The organism is Arenibacter catalasegens (assembly GCF_002909235.1).
GTDB classification, from domain to species: Bacteria; Bacteroidota; Bacteroidia; order Flavobacteriales; family Flavobacteriaceae; genus Arenibacter; species Arenibacter catalasegens.
This window is the reverse complement of sequence record NZ_PHQQ01000002.1, coordinates 14,502-30,605: the sequence shown is the minus strand read 5'-3', so window position 1 is coordinate 30,605 and position 16,104 is coordinate 14,502. Positions and strand designations below refer to the sequence as shown.

At 37.5% G+C, this 16,104-nt stretch carries 12 protein-coding genes; 9 read left to right on the top strand and 3 right to left on the bottom strand.

Annotated elements, in window-relative coordinates:
* The first annotated feature begins 10 nt into the window (after positions 1-10).
* The gene (locus tag CWD90_RS02015; protein ID WP_103474269.1) at positions 11-3,418 is read left to right on the top strand and encodes a VCBS repeat-containing protein; all 3,408 of its coding nucleotides are present in this window, start codon (positions 11-13) and stop codon (positions 3,416-3,418) included.
* 124 nt (positions 3,419-3,542) lie between these two features.
* Here the strand turns inward: CWD90_RS02015 and CWD90_RS02010 are convergent, their stop codons facing one another.
* Positions 3,543-4,391 carry an AraC family transcriptional regulator gene (locus tag CWD90_RS02010; RefSeq protein ID WP_103474268.1) on the bottom strand — a complete coding sequence of 283 codons (849 nt, stop codon included), beginning with the start codon at positions 4,389-4,391 and terminating at the stop codon, positions 3,543-3,545.
* A 301-nt stretch (positions 4,392-4,692) separates the two neighbouring features.
* Here CWD90_RS02010 and CWD90_RS02005 point away from each other — a divergent pair, with 301 nt between their 5' ends.
* The 3 genes from CWD90_RS02005 to CWD90_RS01995 all read left to right on the top strand — a co-directional run bounded on the left by CWD90_RS02005 (position 4,693) and on the right by CWD90_RS01995 (position 8,929).
* A complete protein-coding gene (locus CWD90_RS02005) occupies positions 4,693-5,619 on the top strand; it encodes a dihydrodipicolinate synthase family protein (protein WP_103474267.1) in 927 nt (308 codons plus the stop codon).
* 86 nt (positions 5,620-5,705) lie between these two features.
* Complete coding sequence (locus CWD90_RS02000) at positions 5,706-7,154, top strand: PHP domain-containing protein (RefSeq protein ID WP_103474266.1); 1,449 nt, start codon at positions 5,706-5,708, stop codon at positions 7,152-7,154.
* Positions 7,151-8,929 (top strand): TIM-barrel domain-containing protein, encoded by a 1,779-nt coding sequence (locus CWD90_RS01995; protein WP_205161187.1) that lies wholly within the window; start codon positions 7,151-7,153, stop codon positions 8,927-8,929. The genes CWD90_RS02000 and CWD90_RS01995 overlap by 4 nt, the downstream gene beginning before the upstream one ends.
* A gap of 27 nt (positions 8,930-8,956) precedes the next feature.
* Here the strand turns inward: CWD90_RS01995 and CWD90_RS01990 are convergent, their stop codons facing one another.
* Both CWD90_RS01990 and CWD90_RS01985 read right to left on the bottom strand, forming a co-directional pair.
* Positions 8,957-9,865 carry a glycerophosphodiester phosphodiesterase family protein gene (locus CWD90_RS01990; RefSeq protein WP_103474264.1) on the bottom strand — a complete coding sequence of 303 codons (909 nt, stop codon included), beginning with the start codon at positions 9,863-9,865 and terminating at the stop codon, positions 8,957-8,959.
* A 52-nt stretch (positions 9,866-9,917) separates the two neighbouring features.
* Positions 9,918-11,162 (bottom strand): type IX secretion system plug protein, encoded by a 1,245-nt coding sequence (locus CWD90_RS01985; protein WP_103474263.1) that lies wholly within the window; start codon positions 11,160-11,162, stop codon positions 9,918-9,920.
* A 148-nt stretch (positions 11,163-11,310) separates the two neighbouring features.
* On the opposite strand from CWD90_RS01985, the gene CWD90_RS01980 reads away from it, so the two are divergent.
* Genes CWD90_RS01980 through nqrE form a run of 5 tightly spaced genes read left to right on the top strand, consistent with a single transcriptional unit; the run spans position 11,311 to position 16,102 of the window.
* A complete protein-coding gene (locus tag CWD90_RS01980) occupies positions 11,311-12,663 on the top strand; it encodes a Na(+)-translocating NADH-quinone reductase subunit A (RefSeq protein WP_103474262.1) in 1,353 nt (450 codons plus the stop codon).
* 3 nt (positions 12,664-12,666) lie between these two features.
* Positions 12,667-13,935, top strand: coding sequence for an NADH:ubiquinone reductase (Na(+)-transporting) subunit B (locus CWD90_RS01975; RefSeq protein WP_103474261.1), 1,269 nt, complete (start codon positions 12,667-12,669; stop codon positions 13,933-13,935).
* A 2-nt stretch (positions 13,936-13,937) separates the two neighbouring features.
* Entirely contained in the window at positions 13,938-14,690 is a 753-nt protein-coding gene (locus CWD90_RS01970) for a Na(+)-translocating NADH-quinone reductase subunit C (RefSeq protein ID WP_103474260.1), read from the top strand.
* A gap of 3 nt (positions 14,691-14,693) precedes the next feature.
* Positions 14,694-15,341 (top strand): NADH:ubiquinone reductase (Na(+)-transporting) subunit D, encoded by a 648-nt coding sequence (locus tag CWD90_RS01965; RefSeq protein WP_103474259.1) that lies wholly within the window; start codon positions 14,694-14,696, stop codon positions 15,339-15,341.
* Positions 15,342-15,364: 23 nt separating this feature from the next.
* Positions 15,365-16,102, top strand: a complete 738-nt coding sequence (gene nqrE, locus CWD90_RS01960; protein ID WP_103474258.1) for an NADH:ubiquinone reductase (Na(+)-transporting) subunit E — start codon at positions 15,365-15,367, stop codon at positions 16,100-16,102.
* The last annotated feature ends 2 nt before the right edge of the window (positions 16,103-16,104 follow it).

Here is a 16,104-nt window from a genome sequence, read left to right as displayed (position 1 = left end):
CTTATAGATAATGAACAAGAGTAGTATCATTTTGGGTTTAATTTTCTTATTTCTTAGTTGTGGAGAAAAGAAAGAGATGCCAAGAACGGATGATAGTAACCAAGCCTCTGTTGAAGCTCTATTTACACTATTGGGTCCTAATGAAACCAAATTAAATTTTATAAATGTCATAAACGAAAGTCCAACAGTCAATGGGGTGCTTTATGAATACCTATATAATGGAGGAGGTGTAGCCGTAGGGGATTTAAACAATGATGATCTTCCCGATATTTACTTTATTTCAAATTTATACTCGAATAAACTCTTTATAAATAAAGGTAATTTGACTTTTGAAGAGACCACTTTGGTGTCAAAAGTGAAGGGTTTAAATGGTTTTCCCACAGGTGTAACCATGGTGGATATTAATTCAGATGGACTTTTGGATATCTATGTCTGTAAATCCGGTGATTATAATAATTTGGATCAAAGGAGAAATGAGCTTTACGTAAATAAAGGAAATAACAAAGAAGGAATACCTGTGTTTGAAGAGGAGGCTTCCGAATATGGGCTGGATCTTCCGCATTACTCTACCCAAGCTGCATTTTTGGATTATGACAAGGATGGGGACTTAGATATGTTCTTGATAAATCATGGCATTGAGCCTGCAGATGTGGAACCTAAACTAAGCACGCTTATTAACGAAAAATCTGATTATAGTAGTGAACGGTTATTTCGCAACGACAATGGCAAATTTATAGATGTTTCAGAGTCTAGCGGTATTGTAAATAATTCAATCGGTTTCGGCCTGGGTATTTCGATTGGGGATTTGAACAATGACCAATGGCCGGATATATTGGTGGGTCAAGATTATTCAGAAAAGGACCATCTCTATTTGAATCAAAAGGATGGGACTTTTAAGGAAGAGATTTTGAAAGCTACCAACCATATTTCAAATTTTTCGATGGGTAACGATATTGGGGACATTAACAATGATGGTTTACTGGATTTTATTTCGGTGGATATGGTATCCAACAACAATTATGACCTTAAGACCAGTATGAGCGGTATGAGCATAAAGAGGTTTCAGGATATCGTAGATATGGGCTTGCACCACCAGTACATGTTCAATACCCTACAATTGAACAATGGAAATTTTAAGGAGGACGGTGTTCCTGCATTTTCGGAAATTGGGAAGTATGCCGGAATATCCAATACCAATTGGAGTTGGGCCCCTCTTTTATTTGATATGGACAACGATGGTTGGCAAGATGTTTTTGTGTCCAACGGTATTTTAAGATCGTTTAGAAATAACGATTTTGTGATTTATAAGCGTAAAAGAGTAGATCAATTGTATAAAGATCTTGAAATTTATAAAAATAAGGATTCGCTAATTAAGACATATTACGATGATGTTCTAGCACGAATGCCGGAAAAGAAGGAAGTAAATTTACTCTACTTGAACAACAGGGATTTTACGTTTTCGGCAATGAATGAGGCTTGGAACTTAAATACCCCGAGCTGTACCAATGGTGCGGTTTACGCCGATTTGGATAACGATGGTGATCTGGATATCATTGGGAATAATATTAATGACCCGGCCTTTGTTTACAGGAATAATTCCAGCGAGTTGTTGCCCAAAAACAATTATCTTAAATTGAAATTAAATGGCCCTAAAGGAAATAGTATAGGTCTTGGAGCTAGGATTACTGTTGAAACTAAGGATGAAAAGCAGACCAAGGAACAATATTTGTCCAGGGGCTTTCAATCATCTGTAAGTGAAATAGTGCATTTTGGTGTGGGTGCAGTGGACAATATCAAGAGTTTAAATATTGTTTGGCCCGATGGGAAATCCCAGCTTATAAGTGGTTTAAACGTAAATCAGCAGCTGAATTTAAACTATTCGGATGCCACCGTTTCCAAGAATCCAATAAAAGAAATTTCTAAACCTATTTTTCAAGATGTAACAAACATTGTTCAAGCGAATTATAAACATGTGGAGAATGATTTTGACGATTTTAAGAGGGAAAGTTTATTACCACATAAATTTTCTGAAAACGGACCTGCATTAGCTATTGGGGATGTAAATAACGATGGCCTGGATGATTTTTTTGTGGGAGGTGCAAAAGGCGAAATAGGAGAATTGTTCCTACAGCAACAAAGTGGCAGTTTTACATCTGAGCAGCGGTCCCTATGGGCAGGGGATAGGGCACATGAAGATGTGGCCTCTGTATTCTTTGACGCAGACAAGGATGGTGATCTTGACCTATATATCGTATCGGGAGGCAATGAGGAATTGCTACAGAATGAATATTATCGCGATCGCTTTTACGAAAATTTAGGCAAAGGCAAATTTGTGAAAAGCCAAAATGCCCTTCCAGATGATCTGGTTAGTGGCTCCTGCGTTAAAACAGGGGATTTTGATAATGATGGAGACCTGGATTTATTTGTGGGTGGTAAATTGATTCCAGGTAAATACCCACTTCCTGCCAGTAGTTATCTATTAAGAAATGATAGTAGCAGTGGAAATGTGAAGTTTGTTAATGTAACTGAGGAATTGGCTCCATTTATGGCCAATTTGGGGATGGTCTCGGATGCGGAATGGGTAGATGTGGACCATGATAAAAACCTAGATCTTGTCATCGCCGGGGAATGGATGCCCATCAGAATTATTAAAAATACCGGGACAAAATTCACCGATATTACTGAGCAGTCAGGTTTGGAAAATGAGACTGGGTGGTGGTTTAGTATTGCATCGGCCGATTTTGATAATGATGGCGATATGGATTTTATGGTTGGAAATTTGGGATTAAACTATAAATATAAGGCGTCCATGGAAGCACCTTTTGAGGTATATGCCAATGACTTTGATCGGAATGGAAGTTTGGATATTGTACTTAGTTATCAAGAAAAGGGGGTTGCTTATCCGTTAAGGGGTAGGGAATGTACTTCCAATCAAATGCCTTTTATTAAAGAGAAATTTCCTAGTTATCATGATTTTGGAATAGCAGATCTATCTACCGTATATGGAGCTGAGGAATTAAAGAAGGCCACTCATTATAAGGCAACTACATTCGCTACTACCTATGTTGAAAATTTGGGCAATTTCAAGTTTAAAACCCATATGATAGAAGGGCCGGTACAATTCTCTTCCGTCAATAGTATTTTGATAGAAGACTATGATAAAGATGGTAATTTGGATGCCTTATTATCAGGAAATTTATATCAGTCCGAGGTAGAGACTCCAAGGAATGATGCCAGTTACGGAGTTGTACTAAAAGGTAATGGGAAGGGGCAATTTTCAACCCTTTATCCAAGTTCAAGTGGTTTATTGGTTAAGGGAGATGTGAAAAATGCAGGAATTTTAAGGACACAGGATACGGATTTGAAACGTATAGTTTTTGCAAAAAACAAGGATGGGTTACAATTTATAGAGTATTGAGGAATTGATTGGTATTAAAATGTTTATTTCAGAATGATCTGTAAATTCATAATGAACGTAATCCATTTGAGAATAATTAAAAGTCTAATACACTAAGTTAAATGTAGAGGAGTTCCCCACAAGGTTACCGAAATGTTTTTCGGTAATCTGATGGCGTTTTGCCCATTATATGCTTAAAGTAGTGGTTAAAATTGGCTAGATTATTGTAGCCACTTTCAAAGCAAATCTGTGTTATTTGCTTATCGGTCTCTGCCAGTAATTTGGCCGCAATACCCACCCTAACGCTTTTTACATATTCCATAAAGGTTAGATTGGTCTTCTTCTTAAAATATCTGCAAAACGAACTAGGTGCCATATTCAATACAGAGGCAGCTTCTTCCAGTTTAACACCTTCCTGAATATTTTGGAAAACATATTCGTACACCTTATTTATTTTATCAAGGTTTTTGGAGAATATGGCAGAACTGTTATTGGGATTGGAGAGATTCTCCCTTTCCTCTATTTGTAGTAGAAAATTAAATATTTTAAGCATTTCAATATAATACTCCAGTCCTTGTAATTGCGTCATTTTCTCTAGACTGTGTCTTATGTGACTGTCATTTTCTAGTTTAAAACGAAGTCCTGTGCTAGATTGTTTTAGCAAATCCACAACCCTTTCCAACTCTGGCATTCTAAAGAAATCGGAGTTAATAATGTCCTCGGAAAAGTGGGTAACAATACAAAAGGGATCATTTTCTTTTTCAAAATCCAAAGCTTCCCAACAGTGTGGTAAATTGGGCCCCAATAAAACTAGGTCACCTTTTTCAAAACCAGAAATGTTGTCCCCAACAATTCTCCTGCCCGATCCCGTGGTGATAAAGTTTAGTTCAAAATTTTTATGGGAATGTATTTTAGCATTTGATGCCAAAGGCAGCTTTCTTGATATAAATGAATGTTTGTTGGGGACAAATATTTTTTCGAAGATAAATTCCATAAGTTGGTATATTGACAATATTGGACTAATATAATTAAATTATTCAGAATTAAGGTTAAAATTTAATGTAATTAAAACAATATTGTAGTGGCGAGAGATGTTAAATTGATTTTAATTTGTTATAACAACAATTCATGTCTCAAATCTTTAGAATCTGTAAGTCCTGTTGTTAATTTCTAGGGTTTATTACTAATGATTGGATTCATGAACTACCTAAAAAACCAACCACTATGAATGCAATTATTACAACAATTTATCAGTCGGGGAGGTCTTCCTATTTATTTAACCTATTAAATATATAATGATGAATTTACCTGTGAAAGGAATAATACCTCCGATGATTACTCCATTGCTGGAGAATAAAGAACTGGATTTGTTAGGATTAAATAAATTGGTTAATCATTTGTTAGAAGGTGGTGTCCATGGCATTTTTATTTTAGGAACCACTGGTGAAGGCCCTAGTTTAAGTTATGAGGTTAGGAAACAGCTTATAACGGAAACCTGTAAAATTGTAAACAAAAAGGTCCCGGTAATGGTAGGGATTACAGATACCTCTTTTGATGGTACCTTGGCAATCGCAAACCATGCGAAAGAAGTGGGGGCAGATTCATTGGTTGTTGCTCCGCCGTACTATTTTCCAATTTCCCAAGAAGAAATGGGAGATTATCTTGATAGTCTGTTACCAAAGTTGCCATTACCTTTTATGTTATATAACATGCCAAGTTGTACAAAGCTTCATTTGTCCATTGAGGTCGTTAGACGGGCAAAGGAGTTAGGGGCAATTGGTATAAAGGATAGTTCAGGGGATCTTAGCTATTTGTATATGTTGATAGAGGAGTTTAAAGGTGATCCGCTATTTTCAATAATAGCAGGAACAGAATTGTTTTTACCGGAAACAATTATGAACGGAGGACATGGTGCAGTTGCAGGTGGGGCCAATTTTTTTCCAAAACTGTTTGTAGATTTATACAATGCCTCAGTGGATAGGGATTTGGAAAAAGTAAAATCATTACGTGACCAAGTGCTTAAGATTCATACCACAATTTATGAGGTTGGTGACTATTCTTCAAGACACATCAAGGGAACCAAGTCGGCATTGTTGGCAATGGAAATTTGCCAGGATCACACTGCAGAACCACTTCAGAGGTTCAGTGAGGTACAACGTAATCAGATTAAAGCATATATTGCCCAATTTAACTATGAAAATGAACACAGTCCAGTTCACTAAAAGCGTTGGTGGGGAATCTTGATCATGCTTCATGAACTATGTTTTTTCTGTTATAGAAAAGAGGACTATCTTGAAGCCTTTTGATAATGGATAATCATAAAATATTTAAAAAATACTTTGTTGTAATTCCGCTGTTTATTATCGCTGTTCTAGCGCTTTTAATTCATTTGGATTTACATATTATCAATGCCCTTACTTTAGAAACTGACCCTAATTTTGGAGTAGAGATCCAGATATGGCGTATACTTTTTGAACCTATTTTGGGGTTGTTACTTTATTTTAACCGTTCCCTTTATCCATTAGTGGAATTGCCTATAACATTATTGTGGATCGTGGTTTTTTACATAGGCTTTAGCCTAATAAAAGTTTTTAAAGTTCCTACTGGCACACATAGAAAACAGAGGTTGCTATGGCTTTTGGGTAACATACTGTTATTGATAGGAATTTGTTTTGCTGCCTTTGTTGTTATTCTTTTCCTTCCGTTACCTAATAATACTATAGTTAATAATACATCGGATGAGGTGTTGGTCACTACCCACGCCCATACCGAGTTTAGTCATGACGGATTAATATCACAGGATAATATGTGGGCATGGCATAAAAGAAATGGCTTCGATGCCTTCTTTATTACTGATCATGCCAATCATAAAAAAACATTGGATTTCTCCTTAAAACAAAGAAATAACCAAGTTCCAAGGGAACCATTGATCATGGTAGGCCAAGAACATTCAGGTTCCAATCATATGAGTTTATTGGGGTTGAACGGAAATTTCGAAACCAAGGATAAATCGGATTCCCTTATAGTAAATTTGGTGCATAAGTACGGGGGAGCAGTTATCATTAATCATTGGTTCGATGGTAAGGGTAATGATAAGGAGTTTTATAAGGACCTTGGTGCTGATGGCTTTGAAATTGAAAATGTAGGCAAGGAATTGTATTACGATAGAGCCATCTTTAAGGACCTAAAAGAATTTTGTGAAGATAACAAGCTCCTAATGATTGGTGGACTTGATTTTCATGGTTACGGGCGGGCCTGCGGTATTTGGAATGCTTTTAAAATTCCTAATTGGCATCAAATGAATCCTGATAAAAAAGAAAAATCTATTCTGGAAATCATCAGAAATAGAGATCAGAGTAAGGTTAAGGTGCTTATGTACCAAGATCGACCTTTTTATATTGAAGAAAATCTATTGTTTCAACCCTTTATTACCTTGGTCAATTATTTTAGGACGCTGAACTTTTTTCAAGTTTTATCATGGGCCGTTTGGTTGGTTTTGTTCCAATTGCTTTGGAATTACAGGAAGGATCATTTTATTCCAATGCATAAAAGAATGGCCTTGACAGGATTGGCGAGCGCACTATTCTTGGTTGCCTTGGGCTTGTACTATATGGTAAGGGGCAATGCCGTTAAGGGCTATAGTAAAGTGTTCGCCGAATACAGTTCCATGTTGTTAACCATTGGCGCTGTCTTTATGATCTATTCTCTTTTGATCGTTTATGTTAGATTCTTCAGAAAATTAAAAGCCAAAAATTGAAAAAAAAGATACTAAAGATCGGTGTTTTGGTTTTACTGATTTTAAGTGTAATTTCTTATTTTTATTGGGTTTTGCCAGTCTGGGGAATGCCATTCAATGACCATCGACATGGAAATCCGCCTTTGACCCCGGCATGGGCATTGGAATGTTGGCTATGGGAAGATGATGTAAATACTTCAGAATATGTGGATGAGTTATTAACAGGGTATAAGGATAACGATATTCCTGTGAGAACCATTATTTTGGATAGTCCGTGGTCTTTGCGCTACAACGATTTTGATGTTGATACTACTCTTTATAAGAATCCGGACCAATGGTTTAAGAAGCTTCAGGATAATGATTATAGGGTAGTGCTGTGGATGACCTCTATGGTGAATAGCTTTAGTAAGGACACCCAAATAAAGGATTCCAAGGATTGGTATAAGGAGGCTATGGAGAAAGGCTTCTTGGTAAAATCCAATAGCCCTAATAAATGGTGGAAAGGCGAGGGTGGTTTTATAGATTATACCAATACAAATGCCATGAACTGGTGGAGAACCTTACAACAAGACGTTTTTGATTTGGGTATTGATGGATGGAAGTTGGATGGTACTGCAACCTTATTCTGGAGTCAACTGGGGCCAATACCCATATTTTACAAGAAGACTTCCAAAGGAATAATGACCACTAGAACTTATATGGATCATTATTATAGGGATGAATACCGGTATGGACTTACCCAAAATTCAGAATTTGTTACCCTATCCAGATCTATAGATCGTGGGTTTCATCCCGAAGGTTTTTCGCCAATTGATGCCTCTCCAGTAAATTGGGTTGGAGATCAGAAGCACGAATGGGTGACGGATGAAATGATAATGGAAAGTGGGGAGGAAAAAGTTGATATAGCCTTGGATGGGGTTCAAGGTTACGAGTCGGCTATAGAGAGTATCCTGAAAAGCGCCGAATTGGGCTATAATATTGTAGGGTCCGATGTGGCTGGATTTTCGGGAAGTACAATTCCTCCAAGACTTTATATGCGGTGGACGCAATTTTCAGCCTTTTGTGGTCTGTTCATGAACGGTGGACATGGCGAAAGGCGACTTTGGAAGAGAACGGTGGAGGAGCTACAGGTAATACGAAAGTTTTCCTGGTTGCATACTGAATTAGTGCCTTATATGTATCACTATGTGGTAACGGCCCATGATGGAGGCAAAAGGTTGCAGACACCCTTAAAAGAAGGTAAATATCACTATATGTTCGGAGATGATTTTCTGGTTGCACCGATTTATAGGGACTCAAAAAATAGAAATATTACTTTGCCCAAAGGCCAATGGAGGTACTTTTTTGATGATAGGGAACTCATTGAAGGAGCCCAGGATATTCAAGGTGAATTTTCAATGGACGAATTTCCAGTTTATGTAAAGGAAGGTGCCATTATCCCAATGGATATTAAGCGTTCCTATACTGGATTAGGGGATGTGGATTCAGAAGGGTTTACTACAATTTTAGTATATCCCAAAGGTGAAAATAGCTTTGTTTACTATCATACGGATGCTGTGGGTGAAACTAGGATTTTATATTCCACCTCAGCTAATAGATTAAAACTTTCGTTGGAAGGGATAAAAATACCCCATATTTTAAGAATCCATTCCAACCACATTCCGGAATCCATCACCTTGGATGGGCGTCTATTGGAAAAGGACGTGTTTTGGAATTACGACACCCAAAAACATAAACTAATTATTAAGAACAACAAGGAATATAAGGACGGGGTTTACAACATCAGTTTCCGATGATTTCTTTCCTGTATCTAAACAGTTGATCTATCGGTGTAGGTTCCTCGACCTAAGATAGGTAAGCAGTTCTTCCGGTAAATCGGTTTGAATTACGTTGACGTATTTTCGAGTTAATAGGGCATCAAAACCTGAATCTTTCTTTTTACTCTCCATCGTATCGTACTTGCCCAGTGCATTTATCCATACTCTATATCCGGATTTTATCGTCCTGCGCATGATGCCATTTTTGTAATAGCTTTCATCAATATGAATAATGGAAATATCCTCTAATTTTTTAATGGCCCTAATGTCTTTCCTAGAATAGGCCCGGGGCATTATTTTTATGTTTTTGTTTAACTTTTGATATTGTGTAGTTTCAGGATAATCATAAAGGAAAAATAATATCTGATCCTCCATTCCGTATTTTTCGATCAAGGCAAACGTTTGTTTTACCAAGGCCTCGCCTTCTAATTTGAAATCTACGTCAAGAATAATTTTTCCCTTAGTTAGCTGCAATACTTCCTCAAAGGTTGGAATTTGCTCCTTTGTAATGTCACTACCAAATTTAAGACGGAATTCTTTTAGCTCGGCAAGGCTGAAATCATCCACTTTACCACTGCCATTTGTGGTTCTGTCAATAGTTTCGTCGTGCATAATTACGAGTTCGCCATCCTTACTTTTTCTAATATCTATTTCTACGATATCTACCCCAATACGAATACTTTCCGCTATGGCGGCCAGGGAATTTTCTGGGTAATTGGGATTGGTGGCCCTGTGTGCAGCAACAAGTATATGTTCCGGATGATTGCTATAATCATCTAAAAGACTGTCCAGTTTTGTTTCCTGTGCCAAAGAGGTAAGGGATAAAAACAAAAAGGATATAACGAAGAATATTTTTGGCATTGGATTGGTAGCGATATTCATAATGTAATTAACTGGGGTTTGCTTATAGGTCATGGTAGATCTTGTAATTGTAGTATTGACTTTTTGGCAGAGTAGCTTTTGAACTTTAGTTGGTAATGGAACGGGAATTAGCAGAGCCTACTCCAATAATACTGTCGTAGATATCTCCAAAATTACGATAATATACCAAGATTAGATAGTTGTTTTCAGTGAAATGAAAGTTTCCGGAAATAGTGTTCATGTCAAGTACACCTTCGTTGTTTTTCATTACATATTTGTAATTATAAAAACCTTGTTTCATTTTAATAACCGCTTCCATATTACCGGTATCCTCATTATAGGTCATTTTATTTTCTTCTTCCAGTGCATAATTGTTGAATTTCCCCATGACAAACACATCATTCAGGCCAATTTTATCGGTGTAGGGAAGTGTAAAGTGTACGTAGCTATATTCGGCTTCCCTAGAACTATCGTCTCCTTGCAGTGTCCTGACCACAAAATCCCCATTAACGTCGGGATAATAGGTATAGGGGCGATCATCCCTAAAGTAATCTGTAAATAAATAGTGACTGTAGAGTTCGTCCAATTCTATGCGGGAGATAGAAGAACTGGGAGCCCTTAAATCTTTTGTGTCAAAATTAAAGTACTCATTGCCGCCAAAAAAACTGGTTTCCTTATCATATTTATATACCAATTCTGTACCCAGGATAAACTGAGGGCTAATATTGCTGATAGTGGTAGGCCATTGATAGTTTTGTATAATGGCAACCTTGACTTCTTTGTTGGGGTTTACCAGTTTTACCTGATTGGTATTAATGGTAAATTGTACAACTTGTTTTTCATTTAGGTATGTAAAATCCCTTGATCGCTTTACGACCCCGCCCACATTTACCAAATCCTCATATACCAAAAATCTACGTGAAAATTGAAGCTCATTATAGCTATTGTAAATTTCTAACAGGTAATTTCCACTGACTTTTAAACGTGTGTTGTCATTAGGGATAGTTAGCTTATAGTTGGAATAGGGCTGCAATGTAGAATAACTATTTTCGTAATCCACAATGCGTTCGTTGTCCATTCCATTTAGATATTGTGATTTTAAGAGGGACGAGGGGGTCCAGTCGTAATCGCAGTGAACAATCTTGTAATAGTAATCCTGTTCATTGGCCAAAAGATCATCAAATTCCAAATTAATGGGATCGCCCAGGTTTACCACTGGAAATTGGTCATCGGTGGTGCCTTTAAATATAATAGACTTAATATTGTTGGGAGGGTTAATTTCCAACTGCACCTGAGTATAAGCTAAATGGGCAGAAAGGAGCAGTAAAAGCGCATAAAGATTCAATCGCATTTGGTAATATTTTCTCGTAAAGGTAAGCAAAAAGCAAGCCTAAATGGGTAAGGACGGTTTAATCTCTAAATTTATAAGTAATAATTATGAAAACTTTTTATTAAGTAGTAAATTTGCTCGAAATTTGATAACCTAAGGTCTACTAAATATGTCTAAAGACATCCGAATTAAAAAAGGCTTGAACATTAATCTTATTGGTGAGGCGGAGAAGACTACTTCCAAAGCTGTTTTAAGTAATGTTTATGCAATTAATCTTCAGGATTTTCACGGAATTACCCCTAAATTAATAGTTAAGCAAGGCGCCGAAGTTAAGGCGGGAGAACCACTTTTTTATAATAAAAATGTGGAAGAGATGCTTTTTGTTTCCCCCGTAAGCGGAGAACTGGTGGAGGTAGTAAGAGGTGCCCGAAGAAAAATCTTAACCTTGAAGATATTGGCCGATAAAAGCCAAGAATTTGTTTCACATGCATCTTTGTCTCCTAGAAGTGCCAAAGCAGAGGATATTAAAGCGTTGCTTTTAAAATCTGGATGTTGGCCTTTTGTTAAGCAAAGACCTTATGATATAATAGCTAATCCGGATGTAACTCCAAAGGCAATATTTGTCTCGGCCTATGTAACTAGTCCTATGGCAGCAGATTTGGATTATTCACTAAAGGGTAAGGAAAAAGAACTGCAGGCAGCAATTAGTGCGCTAGGAAAATTAACTCCAGGCAAGGTTCATGTTTCGGTTGGTAAAGGCGGGCAGTCCATTTTTGCTAATTTAGAAGGTGCTGAAATTCATAATGTTAGTGGTCCTCATCCAGCTGGTCTGGTAGGAACGCAGATCAACAAAATTGATCCGATAAATAAAGGTGAAGTGGTATGGACCATTACACCACAAGATTTGGTTATTATTGGAGAGCTGATGCTAACGGGAAGGTATAATCCTGAAAGGGTGGTAGCTTTGGTTGGGTCTAGTGTTAAGGCACCAAAATATTATACTACTAAAATAGGGTCTGAAGTTTCTACTTTTCTTTATGCCAGTGGTGTTAATACAGAGAATTTTAGAGTGATCAATGGAGATGTGTTAACTGGAACCAAAACTAAGCCAGATGGTTATTTGGGTCATTATAACAATACTGTGACGGCTATTCCCGAAGGTGATGATTATGAACTCTTTGGTTGGAACAAGCCCGTTTTTAATAAAGTTTCTACGACTAGGGCACTTACTTTTTCATGGTTGCAGCCTAAAAAGAAATATGATTTGGACACTAATACCAATGGTGAACATAGGGCATTTGTGGTTACCGGATTATATGAGGAGGTTTTTCCAATGGATATCTACCCGTTACAACTTTTAAAAGCTTGTATGGTGAAGGACCTGGATGAAATGGAGCAACTTGGACTTTACGAGGTGGCTCCCGAAGATTTTTCACTTACAGAATTTATTTGCATCTCTAAACAGCCCCATCAACAGATTATTAGGGAAGGGTTGGATTTATTATATAAAGAAATAGGATAAAAGATGAGCTTAAAAAGTAATTTACATAATCTAAAGGAGAGGTATAAGGGCAAAAAAATGGCACCAGCATTCAATGCTATCCATACTTTTTTGTATGCTCCTAATGAAACAACACATTCCGGTTCCCATGTACGCGTTGTAGATGATTTAAAACGGACCATGAATACGGTAATAATGGCCTTGGTGCCCGTACTTATTTTTGGAATATTCAATGCTGGATATCAGCACTATGCTGCTGTAGATGCCGCAAATGGTGTTCTTAGGCAAGCTTCGGTTTTCGGAAACTTCTTAACTTTTGAAAACTTTATCATGGGGGCATGGACAGTCCTGCCTTTGGTAATCGTTTCTTATGCCGTTGGACTTGCAGTGGAGTTTTTGTTCGCTGTTATAAAAGGTCATGAAGTAGAGGAAGGGTATTTGGTAACAGGGATGTTGGTACCCTTAATAGTTCCTATTGATACTCCTTTATGGATGTTGGCAGTAGCCGTTGTCTTTGGAGTTGTTATCGGTAAGGAAGTTTTTGGCGGTACAGGCATGAATATCTTGAATCCCGCACTTACTATTAGAGCCTTTTTATTCTTTGCCTATCCTACATGGATGAGTGGTGATAAGGTTTGGGTGCATCAAGCTGTTGATTTGGCAGGTGGGCCGGATGCTATTTCCGGAGAAACCATATTGGGTTATTTGGCCCAGGGGAAAGGTGCTGAAATGAGTTATTCTGTTTCCGATATGTTTTTTGGATTTATTCCTGGATCTGTTGGCGAAACTTCTACTATACTAATATTATTGGGGGGTCTATTCTTGATCTTTAGTAAGATTGCCAGTTGGAGGATCATGGTGAGTGCAGTGGCAGGAGCTTTGGTAATGGGACTTATCTTTAATGGTGTAGTTGATGCAGGCTGGATAACAGAAACCAGTAAATTCTACGGATTAATGAGTTTTGCTTTTTGGCAACATTTGATCGTAGGTGGTTTGGCCTTTGGTATTGTATATATGGCAACCGATCCGGTTACTGGGGCCCAGACCAATAGAGGAAAATGGATCTATGGATTCTTTATAGGTTTTATCTCAGTATTGATAAGGGTGTTCAATCCCGCTTACCCTGAAGGCGTTTTCTTAGCAATTTTGTTGATGAACGTTTTTGCACCTACAATTGATCATTATGTTATTAGAGGAAATATCAATAGAAGATTGAAGCGTGCTAAGAACGCTACTATTTTGCCTAGGGACAGTGAAGGGAAAACACAAGAATTAAAAGCAGAAACAGTATAATCATGGCAGTTAATACAGATAAAAATAGTTACACCGTTATTTTTGCGGCCATTATGGTGGTAATTGTAGGGTCGCTCTTGGCATTTTTTGCATCATCACTTAGTGAAAAGATTCAAGAGAACGAACGGTTAGAAAAACAACAGAACATTCTTTATGCCATGGGCGTAAACGCAAATGAGGATGAAGGAAGTGTTAATTTTATTTCCACCGACAATGTAGCTGGTGAATTTCAAAAATACATTATTGAGCAATTGGTAATTGAAGGAGATCAGATTACAAAAAATGATCAAGCCTATCTTATTGATCTTAAGAAACAGGAAACAGAGGCCAAGGCGGGGAAAACAAGAAAGTTGCCGTTGTTTATCGGTGAAAAGGATGGATCCAAATTTTATATCATTCCTATGAGAGGTAAAGGTCTTTGGGATGCTATATGGGGCTTTGTTGCCTTGGATAATAATTTGGTGGTGAAAGGTGTGTATTTTGACCATAAGGGAGAGACCCCTGGGTTGGGAGCAAATATAAAGCAACGCTACTTTATGGATGATTTTGCGGGAGAATCTATATTAAAAGGTACGCAATATGCTGGGATTGCTGTAGCAAAAGGCAATAACGATCCTACCAACGAAATTAAAGATGACAATGAAGTTGATGCATTGGCAGGAGCCACCATTACCGGTAATGGTTTGTCCGCAATGATCAAAGAAAGTGTAAACCTATATAAATCCTATTTGGAATCAATAAGAGCTAAAAAATAAACTATGGCACTACTTTCAAAAAAAGATACGAGTCTAATATTAGACCCATTGGCCGATAACAACCCCATCACTATTCAAGTGTTGGGAATTTGTTCTGCACTGGCAATTACAGCAGAACTTAAGGCATCCATTGTAATGGCCATTTCCGTAATGTTCGTATTGGGTATAGGGAATGTTGTTATTTCATTAATGAGAAACATTATACCATCAAAGATTAGAATTATTGTTCAATTGGTCGTTGTAGCCGCCCTTGTAATTATGGTGGATCAGGTGTTGAAGGCATTTGCCTATGAATTGAGCAAAACACTTTCAGTTTTCGTTGGGTTAATTATAACCAACTGTATCATTATGGGGCGTTTTGAGGCTTTTGCCTTGGCCAATGGCCCTTGGAGGTCCTTCTTGGACGGTATTGGGAATGCAGCGGGATACGGTTTAATTTTGGTTGTAATAGGTTTCTTTAGGGAGCTCTTGGGTTCAGGTACTTTGCTTGGATTTAAGGTGTTGGGAGATCCTATTGAAAAAACAGGATTATATGCTATCGGTTATGAGAATAACGGATTTATGTTATTGTCGCCAATGGCCTTGATCGTAGTTGGACTCATTATCTGGGTACAGCGTTCTCGTAATAAAGCATTAATTGAAGAAAACTAGTAGTCATCATAAGATAAAATGTTATGTTAGAGCATATTGAATTATTTTTTAAATCCATATTTATAGACAATATGGTATTTGCCACGTTCTTAGGAATGTGTTCTTATCTAGCCGTTTCTAAAAAAGTGACTACAGCAGTTGGTCTTGGAGCAGCGGTAATATTCGTATTGGCGGTAACAGTGCCCTTAAACTGGTTGTTGGATCAATATATTTTAAGAGATGGTGCCTTGGCTTGGTTAGGTCCGGAATACGCCGATTACAACCTGAGCTTTTTATCTTTTATACTATTTATAGCAACCATAGCAACTATGGTGCAATTGGTAGAGATCGTTGTAGAAAAGTTTTCTCCTGCACTATATAATTCATTGGGTATATTTTTACCGCTGATTGCAGTAAACTGCGCTATTTTAGGTGGTTCATTATTTATGCAGTCCAGGGATATACAATCTTTGGGGTTGGCCTTTAATTATGGGCTTAGTTCTGGAATTGGCTGGTTCTTAGCTATTGTGGCCATAGCCGCTATTCGAGAGAAAATTAGATATTCCAATGTTCCACCACCACTTAGAGGTTTGGGTATAACCTTTATTATTACAGGACTTATGGCTATTGGTTTTATGAGTTTTGGTGGTATGTTGACTGGGGGCGATGAAGCACCAAAGGAAGTGGAACAGAATACGGCCCAGAAAGTAAAGGAAGAGAAGATAATAAAGGAAGCCAAGGAGAATACGGTTTCTTATAACAACGCTATAATAAACGAGTAAAA

Bases quoted from the DNA above. Each gene is read 5' to 3' on its own strand.
- CWD90_RS02000 (WP_103474266.1), top strand. From the start codon at position 5,706: ATGGATAATCATAAAATATTTAAAAAATACTTTGTTGTAATTCCGCTG.
- CWD90_RS01965 (WP_103474259.1), top strand. From the start codon at position 14,694: ATGGCACTACTTTCAAAAAAAGATACGAGTCTAATATTAGACCCATTG.
- CWD90_RS01970 (WP_103474260.1), top strand. From the start codon at position 13,938: ATGGCAGTTAATACAGATAAAAATAGTTACACCGTTATTTTTGCGGCC.
- CWD90_RS01985 (WP_103474263.1), bottom strand. From the start codon at position 11,162: ATGCGATTGAATCTTTATGCGCTTTTACTGCTCCTTTCTGCCCATTTA.
- CWD90_RS02005 (WP_103474267.1), top strand. From the start codon at position 4,693: ATGATGAATTTACCTGTGAAAGGAATAATACCTCCGATGATTACTCCA.
- CWD90_RS02015 (WP_103474269.1), top strand. From the start codon at position 11: ATGAACAAGAGTAGTATCATTTTGGGTTTAATTTTCTTATTTCTTAGT.
- CWD90_RS02010 (WP_103474268.1), bottom strand. From the start codon at position 4,391: ATGGAATTTATCTTCGAAAAAATATTTGTCCCCAACAAACATTCATTT.
- CWD90_RS01990 (WP_103474264.1), bottom strand. From the start codon at position 9,865: ATGACCTATAAGCAAACCCCAGTTAATTACATTATGAATATCGCTACC.
- CWD90_RS01975 (WP_103474261.1), top strand. From the start codon at position 12,667: ATGAGCTTAAAAAGTAATTTACATAATCTAAAGGAGAGGTATAAGGGC.
- nqrE (WP_103474258.1), top strand. From the start codon at position 15,365: ATGTTAGAGCATATTGAATTATTTTTTAAATCCATATTTATAGACAAT.
- CWD90_RS01980 (WP_103474262.1), top strand. From the start codon at position 11,311: ATGTCTAAAGACATCCGAATTAAAAAAGGCTTGAACATTAATCTTATT.